A 9,806-nucleotide genomic window follows, 5' to 3' on the forward strand; every position below is an offset into this window, starting at 1 on the left:
GCCGGTTTGCTAGATTATTGATGGATTAGGTACTATCTATTGGCGCTCCCCACGAGGGACGCACTGGAACTCCCTACCCGGGTTCCGATCGTCAGAGGGTGTCGTCGGGAGTCTGTTGGTATGCCGGCAGGGGGGCATATCAGCATTCCGACGGCCTAGGTCGTACCTGAGTCGCGGTTCTCGCTTATTGTGTTCGTCGGGGAAGTCGACGGATGGGGTCGACACAGTCGGAGTGCGGAATCCAGGGGGGCGGGGGAGTGGTGTCAACTGATGTCGATCTGCTTGCTGCCCACGTAGCTGGGGACGGCCACGCGTTCGCCGAGCTGATGCGTCGCCATTACGACCATCTCTGGCAGACAGCCCTTCGGACTTCCTACACACGTGAAGACGCGGCCGACGCACTGCAGGAAGCGTTGCTTTCCGCGCATCGCAAGGCATCGAACTTTCGAGCGGATGCCGCAGTGCGGAGCTGGTTGCACGCAATCGTCGTGAATGCCTGTCTCGATCGCATCCGCCGAAACAAGTCACGCCCGACTGTCTCGCTGACGACGGACGAATCCGACGAGCCACGTGACGACCGCAACCACTACGCAGACCTCGAGATGTCTCTCGTAGTACAGAAAGCATTGATGTCGTTGCCTGCCGAACAACGCGCCGCACTGGTCGCCGTCGACGTCGAGGGCTACTCGGTATCGGACGCCGCGCAAGCCCTCGGTGTTCCTGCGGGCACGATCAAAAGCCGTTGTGCCAGAGGACGCCTCAAACTTGCGGAAAAGTTGGACTATCTTCGTGATCCCGGGAACCGAATCTGATATCGGTACGTCGAAACTAGTGTGGGGTAGGAAGTTCTCCGAACCTCGCGCCCAGTACGTCGTGTGGTGTCGCAGTATTCGTGATCGAGTATCAGGTGGAGGCGTGAGATGGGCACTCGCAGCGGCGTGCCGCAGCCGCCGTACTCAGTCGAACTGCTTGCCGATCTGCACGCCGGCGAACTCCCCGAAAACGTAGCTACCGAACTATGGCCACTCGTCCGAGCCGACGACGACGCGATGCGTACGATTGCCGCCCTCGATCGGGTCGCTGCTCAACTCGGTGATCTCGGCCGCGACGCCAGCGTCGGAACGACGATTCCAGACGACGTCGCCGCCCGCATGGAAGCCGCGATTGCTCGCCAGCCCAGTCCGACGTCGGTAAGTTCCTTGACCTCGCACCCACGATTCGTCAACCGTCGCCGCTGGGCACTCGGCGCGGGAGCAGCCGTCGCGGCAGCCGTGGCTGTCGTCTTTGCGGTGGTCGTGCTGCGCGAGCCAACGCCGAGCGGGTCGGTCGAAGCACAGCCGACCTCGACGGTCGCACCTGTCGACCTGGGCGACGAACTCGCGCCGACCGCGCTGACACTGCTGGGACGCCAAGATGTGCCGAGCGTGCTGGCAGGCAACCTCAGCGAGTGTCTGGCGGCCAACGGGCTGAATCCAGCAGCGAAACCGCTTGGCGCGGCACCAGTCACCTTCCGCGGCCAGGATGCGGTCCTCCTGCTCGTCGGCGGCCCGACACCGCCGACCGTGACCGCTGTGGTCGTCGGAACAGGCTGCAAGGCGGACGATCCACAGTTGCGAGCACGGTCGGACATCGGCTGACTCGACGCGAATGCGGGAACAACACCCTTTACGCTGGTGTTGATCGGAATGAATCAACCAGTCCGTACCCGGAAGGACACATGTCCGAAGTGAACGCCCCCTCTGCACAGGCCGCTGAATCGAGCGTCCGCGACCTCATCATCGTCGGCTCCGGACCCGCTGGATATACCGCTGCTGTCTACGCGGCACGCGCCGAACTCCAACCACTACTCTTCGAGGGCACTCAATTCGGTGGCGCACTGATGACGACGACCGAGGTCGAGAACTTCCCAGGCTTCCGCGGCGGCATCATGGGCCCCGACCTGATGGACGAGATGCGCGAGCAGGCAAAGCGCTTCGGTGCGGATATTCGGACCGAGGATGTCGACGAGATCGACCTGTCAGGTCCGATCAAGACCGTCACCGTCTACGGAGAGACCTACCGTGCGCACGCGATCATCCTCGCGATGGGCGCCGCAGCCCGCTATCTGAACATTCCGGGGGAGCAGGAGTTGCTCGGACGTGGCGTCAGTGCCTGCGCGACGTGTGACGGCTTCTTCTTCAAGGAACAGGACATCGTCGTCGTCGGTGGTGGCGACTCTGCCATGGAGGAAGCCACCTTCCTCACGAAATTCGCTCGCTCGGTGACAATCGTGCACCGCCGCGAGGAGTTCCGTGCATCGAGAATCATGCTCGAGCGCGCGAAGGCGAACGACAAGATCCGCTTCGTACTCAACTCGTCGGTCGTGGCGGTGCTTGGTGAGAACAGTGTCACCGGCGTGACGCTGCGCGACACCATCACCGGCGAAGAGACCCAGCTCGATGTGACGGGCATGTTCGTCGCCGTCGGTCACGATCCACGCAGCGAACTGGTCAAGGGTCAGGTGGAACTCGACGAGGCAGGCTATGTCAGCGTCCAATCGCCCTCTACCGCAACAACTGTCGAGGGCGTGTTTGCCGCAGGCGACCTGGTCGACCACACCTACCGCCAGGCCATCACCGCTGCTGGCACCGGATGTTCCGCAGCAATCGACGCCGAGCGCTGGCTGTCGGAACGTGGCGACATCACCACCAACACGGTCGACAACGCGGGTCACGCCGTCGCCGTCGGCTGATCGAAAAGCCAACCACCCAAGTTTTTCTCCAACACACCAGGAGCAACCGTGTCCAACATCATCAACGTCACCGACGCATCGTTCGCTGACGATGTCCTCACCAGCGAGAAGCCGGTTCTCGTCGACTTCTGGGCAACCTGGTGCGGCCCGTGCCGCATGGTTGCGCCCGTGCTCGAGGAGATTTCGAAAGAGCACGGCGACAAGCTCACCATCGCCAAGCTCGACATCGACGCCAACCCGGGTACGCAGCGTGACTACCAGGTGATGTCGATCCCGACGCTCATCCTCTTCCAGGGTGGCAAGCCAGCGAAGCAGATAGTCGGCGCCAAAGGCAAGGCTGCTCTCCTGCGCGAGCTGTCCGACGTCATCTGAGACCGACTCGCCGCCAGGCGGAATTGCCCTCGTGTGCCCGTGGCTGCGCAGCTTCTGAGACAATCGACCGATGTGTGCGCGCGGTTTCGCGCGCACACCGGCCGATAACAGGAAGGCGCTGACGCAATGCATCGACTCAGTCACGGCGATCATGGCGCTGCCGTAGCAGAGGTACGAGGCACGTTGGTCCGTCTCGGCTATCTGCACGACAACGGCGAAACAATCGATTCGGACGACGGCGAAGACACCTACTGGATCGCGCCCGATGTGGCGTTCGACCAGGCATTGGACAGCGCCGTACGGGCGTTTCAGCAGCAACGTGGCCTGCTTGTGGACGGCGTTGTAGGTCCAGCGACGTATAGGTCGCTCAAAGAGGCGTCCTACAGCCTGGGCGCGCGGACGATGTTCTACCAATTGTCCGCACCCCTCTACGGTGATGACGTCGCAACCCTGCAGCGCCGATTGCAGGACCTCGGCTTCTACGTCGACCGCGTCGACGGCTACTTCGGTCCGCAGACCCACGAGGGCTTGAGTTCGTTCCAACGAGAGATCGGTCTCGCGTCGGACGGAATCTGCGGTCCGGACACACTGCGTTCGCTCGAGCTGCTTGGCGCTCGCGTCACAGGTGGCAATCCGCACCGCATCAGTGAAGAGGAACTCGTCCACCGGTCGGGTCCGCAGCTCACGGGGAAGCGAATCGTCATCGATCCCGGTCTCGGTGGCCCGGACAAGGGGCGAACCGTCTGGACCGAGTTCGGCGACATGTTCGAATCCGAAATTCTCTGGGACCTCGCAAGCAGGCTGGAGGGTCGGATGGCGGCCACCGGCATGGAGACGTTCCTGTCGCGGCCGCATCACACCAATCCGACCGATGTCGAACGCGCTGAGACATCCAACTCGTTCGACGCCGACCTGATGATCTCGTTGCGCTGCGCGTCGAACGGCAGCCCGTCCGCGAACGGCGTTGCGAGCTTCCATTTCGGCAATTCGCACGGTTCCACGTCGATGATCGGCCAGGTTCTGTCCGGATTCATTCAACGTGAGGTCGTTGCTCGAACCTCGCTGCAGGACTGCAGAGTTCACGGTCGGACGTGGGATCTGTTGCGCCTCACCAAGATGCCGACCGTGCAGGTCGATATCGGTTATCTCACAAACCAATACGACGCTGCCGTGCTCACGAATCCACGATTCCGTGACGTCATCGCAGAGGCGATCCTGATTGCCGTCAAACGTCTTTACCTGCTCGGCCAAGACGATCAGCCAACCGGCACTTACACATTCGCCGAACTGCTGGCGGAAGAGTTGGCTTCGGCCGACCGCGGCTGATCATCGGCTTTCGTCTCACCTGGGACGAAAGCCGCTATCTGGCACCGACCTTCGTTCGGTAGCCAAAATCCGGAACCGTAATCTGCGCGGCGGCCAGCAACTGCTCGAGGGCGTATTCGACGTCGGCCTTCCAACCATGGTCGCGGTCCAATTCGAGCCTCAGTCGAGGGAATCGATGATGAGGCGCAACGACTTCGAATCCGACGCTTTCCAAAAAGTCCGCGGGAATCATGCAGGTCGCCGGCGAGCAGTCGAGTGCCGCTGTGGCGGTCGGTGTTGCGTCGGCTGCCGCAGAATCGGGATCGTTCTCTTCGTCGGTCTTGACTATGCCGAAGGATTCAAGAGCACGAACACCTCGGCGGACAAGATCGGCGACGACTGCCTGTACGAGACTGCTTGCCAGCGCGTCGTCGTTGGCGACGTCTTCCCGGCCAGCTCCGCGCTCGAGGCGCAGTGTGGTCAATAGGACGGCGTCCGCGCTGACGGGTGAGGTCGGGAACAGCGTCGCGCGGGGAACAGCGCTCGGCGGCGAGTAGAGCGCACAACCTGCCGGGAATCCGTCGACTGTCGCGACCTGTCCGCAGGAGCCCCACTCGAGGAGCACCGACGACAGCCAAGCTTCCTTCTCGAATACCGGATCCGTGAATTCTTTGGATGTCGCTGCCACTGCTGGATCGAGTTCCCAGAACACACATCGTCGAGAGTGGGTCGGGAGGGTGTCGAGGCGGTCGAGGGTGAGGGCGGTGACGCTGGTCGACACGCTCGCTCAGCCTCCATACCCACCGAATGTAATCGGCTCGAGAAATCCAGCACCGCGAATTCGGCACTGGCCACTGCTAAGGATAGGCGATGCGAACCGCCTGTCAGGTGAGAGTTACGGCTCCAAACGTCCGTTTCGACGACCTGTCACTGTGACGTATCGACCGCGTATGGCCGGAACCCCCTCGAAATGGGCTAAATTTCCCCTTCTTTTTCCATCAATCCGACGATGCGTTGAAGGTCGTCGACCGATCCAAATTCGACGACAATCTTGCCTTTTCGCTTGCCGAGGCTGACGGTGACGCGCGTGTCGAAGGACTCGGACAGTCGCTCGGCCACATCCTGCAGTCCTGGCATCTGAATCGGCTTGCGTCGGGCAGCGGGTTGCAGCGCAGTTGCGTCCTCCCGGTTGGCCAACGTGACAGCTTCCTCGGTCGCGCGAACCGACAGTCCCTCGGCGACGATGCGCGCTGCGAGGACTTCCTGCGCGTCCGCTCCGGCTTCGAGAGCGAGGAGAGCACGCGCGTGACCCGCCGACAGAACACCGGCAGCGACGCGACGCTGCACTGGAATCGGAAGCTTCAGCAGCCGGATCATGTTGGTGATGACGGGACGCGATCGGCCGAGCTTGTTCGCGAGTTCCTCATGAGTCACCTCGAACTCTTCGAGCAGCTGTTGATACGCGGCTGCTTCTTCGAGGGGATTCAACTGAACGCGGTGGATGTTCTCGAGCAACGCGTCGCGGAGCATCGACTCGTCCGCGGTCTCCCGAACGATTGCCGGAATCGCCTCCAGGCCCGCGAGCTGACTTGCTCGCCAACGGCGCTCGCCCATGACGAGCTCGTAGCTCTTCGGGCTTGTCCGTCGAACGACGATCGGCTGCATAAGCCCGAACTCACGGATCGAATGGACGAGTTCGGTGAGCGCTTCCTCTTCGAAGACCTGGCGCGGCTGCTTCGGATTCGGCTTGATCTGACCGGGTGGAATCTCGCGGTATACGGCGCCGGCCGGAGCCAGTTCGGCCTCGTCCGCGGCATCCGCACGTGCCTTCGTTTCGTTCGCACCGGCCAGCTTCAACGCCGCGCTCGATCGCTCGACGCCGATGATGACGTCGGCAGCTGCACTGCCGAGAACGGGTCCACCGCCGGTCGGTCCGGTTGGAATCAGAGCTGCAAGGCCGCGGCCGAGACCACCCTTGTTGCGTGCCTGACTCATCGCTCTACGCTCCCAACTACGCCGGCGGAGCGAGAAGCAAGTTCACGCCCTGCATCCAGATAACTCATTGCACCCCTCGAACCCGGGTCGTAGTCGAGCACGGTCATCCCGTAGCCAGGGGCCTCGGAGACCTTGACGCTGCGCGGGATAACCGCGCGCAGTACAGCTTCGCCGAAGTGGTTGCGCACCTCGTCTGCGACCTGATCCGCGAGCTTCGTTCGGCCGTCGTACATCGTGAGAATCACGGTCGACACGTGCAGTGAGGGATTGAGATGTGCCTGCACAAGTTGGATATTTCGAAGCAACTGGCCGACCCCTTCCAGCGCGTAATACTCGCACTGGATAGGAATCAGGACTTCCTTGGCTGCGACCATCGCATTGACGGTCAGCAGTCCGAGGGACGGTGGGCAGTCGATCAGCACGAAGTCGATCTCGAATTCCTCGAGTGCGGCGTCGCTCAGTGCCGTCTTCAATCGACCTTCACGCGCAACCATCGACACCAGTTCGATCTCGGCGCCGGCAAGGTCGATCGTGGCCGGAATGCAAAGCAGACGCGGGCTGTGCGGGCTCGTCTGAATGGCTTCCTTCGCCGTTGTCTCGCCGAGCAGCAGTTCGTAGCTGGACGCAATTCCGGAGCGGTGATCGACACCGAGTGCCGTACTGGCATTACCCTGCGGGTCCAGGTCGACGACGAGAACTGTCAGCCCTTGCAGTGCTAGCGCGGATGCGAGATTCACTGCAGTCGTCGTCTTGCCAACGCCACCCTTCTGGTTCGCAACCGTGATCACGCGGCGTTCTTTCAGCTTCGGAAGTGCTACAGACTCCGGGTGCAGGACTTGGCTTGCACGTTGCGCAGCAGCGCCTATCGGGGTGTCGGTGAGGGAGATACCGGGGTACGCGGCAGCGAAATCAGGATCGACCTTCCCGTGACGTCCGGCCTCCAACAGTGGTTCTGTGGACGTTTCACGTGAAACGTTGGTACCACCTGGCATTAGCTCTCCTTAACCCTTACAGCGAATCGAAAAGTCTATGACTTCAACAGGAGTCGCCCCCCCAGAAATGATCGGCTCGTCGCAGCGATCGTGCTTCACCGAGCGGCTCTGGTCGGCGTCAGCTCCACCGTCATACGCGATGAACCCAAGCTTGCCAGCACCCGCTCCGATAAGGAAGTCGGGCGCGGCCAAACCAACCGAGACACGCAGCCGACACGCCGAAACGTAATTTGTCGAATAGAAGTTGCCTCACTAGCCCGACCAGACGAAGAAACTTGTGTTCGCCCGCCGGGTGATTGTGGTCTGCGGAGACATGCTGGCCGTCGGATCGGAGAGGCCCGTTCAGCCGTACTAGATGTCCGAACCTATCGACAACGGGCGACATCGGATCGCCTATCGCCGTCACTCGAATTCCTGTGGCGCCGATCCAGATTGAGAAGTGCGGGTCATCGAGTCGGGCGGTAGGTGGTCCGTCGATCCGCGCCTGGACTCCCGTCCGATTCGGCTGCACTTGTCAATCTCTGGGGTGCGGCGATGTCACCGGGTTCCTTGGCCGAGAAGGCCTAGCCTTAAGCGATCGGACGTAGCTCCGTGTTTCACGTGGAACGGTCGACAGGGCGGGATGTGCGGTATTTGGTTTCGGAGTAGACGACGCGGCAACTGATCGGGAATCAGCGCCACCGTCGGAGCTCGTCCCCGAGCGTTCCACGTGAAACATTGCGGACATCTCCGAATAGCCTGGGGACGCTGTCGCACGGTACGGCCAATCCGATTCCCGGTCGCGAATCCTTCCGGAACGCTGGCCTACATTTGCAGATCACCGCTCGTCGCAATACGTCCTCAGATAGATCGAATCCGTCTCCAATACGACGAACCGACATCGACGGATTACGACGTTCAGACCTACCAGTGGGACGTGACTGCACGGACACGGTCACCCGCCCTCCCGACTCGCACCTAGTTGCGGTCGACGGTCTCTTTTCCACCACGACTTCCCACCGCCGTTCCAGCAGAACGCTCCCGATCGCGCAGACAACGACGAACTCACTCGCGGTCCATCTGACGCAAAGTCACGTTTGGTCGGTTCAGACCATGCTCCCAAAAGTCGACGTCATGCTTGTGCATCCGAGTTTTGGCCAGCGCAGTCGGAATCGAACGGCCACGTGAACTGCCATCCAACGAGTCGTCCCTGGCAATAACACTCCAGTACCGGCAGTAGGGAGCTACACAATCACTCGGTTGGGGGAGTTGGAGACGATGGCTGGCTCAGTGACCTCGACCGCATGTTTCACGTGGAACCTCAGCCGGTGGCGCGCCCACACCGACAGGTTGTGAGAGCTGGTCCGACCCCGCGACCATCTCCTTCTCAGGGACGACCGACGATCTCAGCGACGGGCGCGACGTAAAGGACAAGCGGATGCTCCCGTTGTTCGGCCACCCCCTAATGAACGGTCTGCGTGCAGCCGATGATCCGTGGTCGAGAATCCACCCAACACCTCTCCGCGCCTTCGCTCTCTTCCAGGAAGCCCGGGGTCGGCCCACCGAGCAAGCCATAGCCGTGCCGCCGACTACATGAGTGGGAAGGCCTGAAGATCTCAACAGATCGAACAACCACGGTTCGCACACGGTTGCTCTGCCTACCGTCAGGACTGATCCACTCTCGGGCCGCGCAACTCGCCTGACTGGATCCAATTGCGGCGAGGGAACACCACGAGCTATCGGCCGCCGGGCGATGAGATCTACGGGCGTCACAGCGCGAGATCCACTCCGCCCGCTTTGTGTGGCCGATTGCAAGTCCACCACCCCTCACTCGACAAAGCGTCAGTCGAAGGCCCGGTGCACGATCGTCGACCGATCCGCAGTGCGCGCGTAGACCTGGACGCCCCGGTGTTCGGTCGGTCGTTCGGATCGTCGGGTTGGGTTCCGGGTTGTCCATGTCCGCGCAGTACCATTCCTCGGTCGCGGGCGCGCATGCCGTAGCCCTGTAGGCACAGTCGACACCAGTGTGAAGGAATTCGGTAGTTGCGCAGTCCTCCGCCGAAGCGGTTCTTCCGTGGCGTGCTGCACGTCGTCGAGGGCGCGACCCTAGCGGGGGAGGTCCGACCGGACTTCGCCTTCACGCCCCTCGCCGCGACTCTCGGGGTTTCACGCACGAAGTGCATCTCAGCGACGACTACGACGAACCAAAGATCGGGTGGGACATGCATCGTCACGAAGCCTTCGATGAACTGTGTCAGGATTCCGCTCGAATCCAGACCGAGCTGCCTGTAGCGAGCAACCATCCATGCAGGGGCATCGACAAAGATGAGCCGGTCGGTGACAACCGGCATCTCCGATCGACTGTGAGCGGTCGGGCCTTGCCCCCGCGTGTTGGACACGCTTAATCCCGGACAGAGTCCGGGGGAAGCTGA

8 protein-coding genes are annotated in these 9,806 nt (G+C 61.9%); 5 read left to right on the forward strand and 3 right to left on the reverse strand.

Annotated elements, in window-relative coordinates; translation table 11 throughout:
• Nucleotides 1–212: 212 nt before the first annotated feature.
• The 5 genes from sigM to ACHIRB_RS21910 all read left to right on the forward strand — a co-directional run bounded on the left by sigM (nucleotide 213) and on the right by ACHIRB_RS21910 (nucleotide 4,429).
• A complete protein-coding gene (sigM, locus tag ACHIRB_RS21890; RefSeq protein ID WP_395117765.1) occupies nucleotides 213–812 on the forward strand; it encodes an RNA polymerase sigma factor SigM in 600 nt (199 codons plus the stop codon).
• 108 nt (nucleotides 813–920) lie between these two features.
• The gene (locus ACHIRB_RS21895; protein WP_395125635.1) at nucleotides 921–1,637 is read left to right on the forward strand and encodes a hypothetical protein; all 717 of its coding nucleotides are present in this window, start codon (nucleotides 921–923) and stop codon (nucleotides 1,635–1,637) included.
• Nucleotides 1,638–1,717: 80 nt separating this feature from the next.
• Nucleotides 1,718–2,731 (forward strand): thioredoxin-disulfide reductase, encoded by a 1,014-nt coding sequence (trxB, locus tag ACHIRB_RS21900; protein WP_395125636.1) that lies wholly within the window; start codon nucleotides 1,718–1,720, stop codon nucleotides 2,729–2,731.
• Between the two features lie 48 nt (nucleotides 2,732–2,779).
• Nucleotides 2,780–3,103, forward strand: a complete 324-nt coding sequence (gene trxA / locus ACHIRB_RS21905) for a thioredoxin (RefSeq protein WP_199708217.1) — start codon at nucleotides 2,780–2,782, stop codon at nucleotides 3,101–3,103.
• 126 nt (nucleotides 3,104–3,229) lie between these two features.
• Nucleotides 3,230–4,429, forward strand: a complete 1,200-nt coding sequence (locus ACHIRB_RS21910; RefSeq protein ID WP_395117771.1) for an N-acetylmuramoyl-L-alanine amidase — start codon at nucleotides 3,230–3,232, stop codon at nucleotides 4,427–4,429.
• A 34-nt stretch (nucleotides 4,430–4,463) separates the two neighbouring features.
• Here ACHIRB_RS21910 and ACHIRB_RS21915 read toward each other — a convergent pair whose 3' ends face one another.
• From ACHIRB_RS21915 to ACHIRB_RS21925, 3 genes are all read right to left on the reverse strand, one after another.
• Nucleotides 4,464–5,189, reverse strand: a complete 726-nt coding sequence (locus ACHIRB_RS21915) for a GNAT family N-acetyltransferase (protein WP_395117773.1) — start codon at nucleotides 5,187–5,189, stop codon at nucleotides 4,464–4,466.
• 194 nt (nucleotides 5,190–5,383) lie between these two features.
• Nucleotides 5,384–6,403 carry a ParB/RepB/Spo0J family partition protein gene (locus ACHIRB_RS21920; protein ID WP_395117775.1) on the reverse strand — a complete coding sequence of 340 codons (1,020 nt, stop codon included), beginning with the start codon at nucleotides 6,401–6,403 and terminating at the stop codon, nucleotides 5,384–5,386.
• The gene (locus ACHIRB_RS21925) at nucleotides 6,400–7,395 is read right to left on the reverse strand and encodes a ParA family protein (RefSeq protein ID WP_199708213.1); all 996 of its coding nucleotides are present in this window, start codon (nucleotides 7,393–7,395) and stop codon (nucleotides 6,400–6,402) included. Before ACHIRB_RS21925 ends, ACHIRB_RS21920 begins: the two co-directional genes overlap by 4 nt.
• Between the last annotated feature and the right edge of the window lie 2,411 nt (nucleotides 7,396–9,806).

Source organism: Antrihabitans spumae (assembly GCF_043944905.1).
Lineage (GTDB): Bacteria > Actinomycetota > Actinomycetes > Mycobacteriales > Mycobacteriaceae > Antrihabitans > Antrihabitans spumae.

What these genes read in the sequence shown, in the direction of transcription:
- sigM (WP_395117765.1), top strand. Translation starts at nt 213, where the DNA reads ATGGGGTCGACACAGTCGGAGTGCGGAATCCAGGGGGGCGGGGGAGTG.
- trxB (WP_395125636.1), top strand. Translation starts at nt 1,718, where the DNA reads ATGTCCGAAGTGAACGCCCCCTCTGCACAGGCCGCTGAATCGAGCGTC.
- ACHIRB_RS21925 (WP_199708213.1), bottom strand. Translation starts at nt 7,395, where the DNA reads ATGCCAGGTGGTACCAACGTTTCACGTGAAACGTCCACAGAACCACTG.
- ACHIRB_RS21910 (WP_395117771.1), top strand. Translation starts at nt 3,230, where the DNA reads ATGCATCGACTCAGTCACGGCGATCATGGCGCTGCCGTAGCAGAGGTA.
- ACHIRB_RS21920 (WP_395117775.1), bottom strand. Translation starts at nt 6,403, where the DNA reads ATGAGTCAGGCACGCAACAAGGGTGGTCTCGGCCGCGGCCTTGCAGCT.
- ACHIRB_RS21895 (WP_395125635.1), top strand. Translation starts at nt 921, where the DNA reads ATGGGCACTCGCAGCGGCGTGCCGCAGCCGCCGTACTCAGTCGAACTG.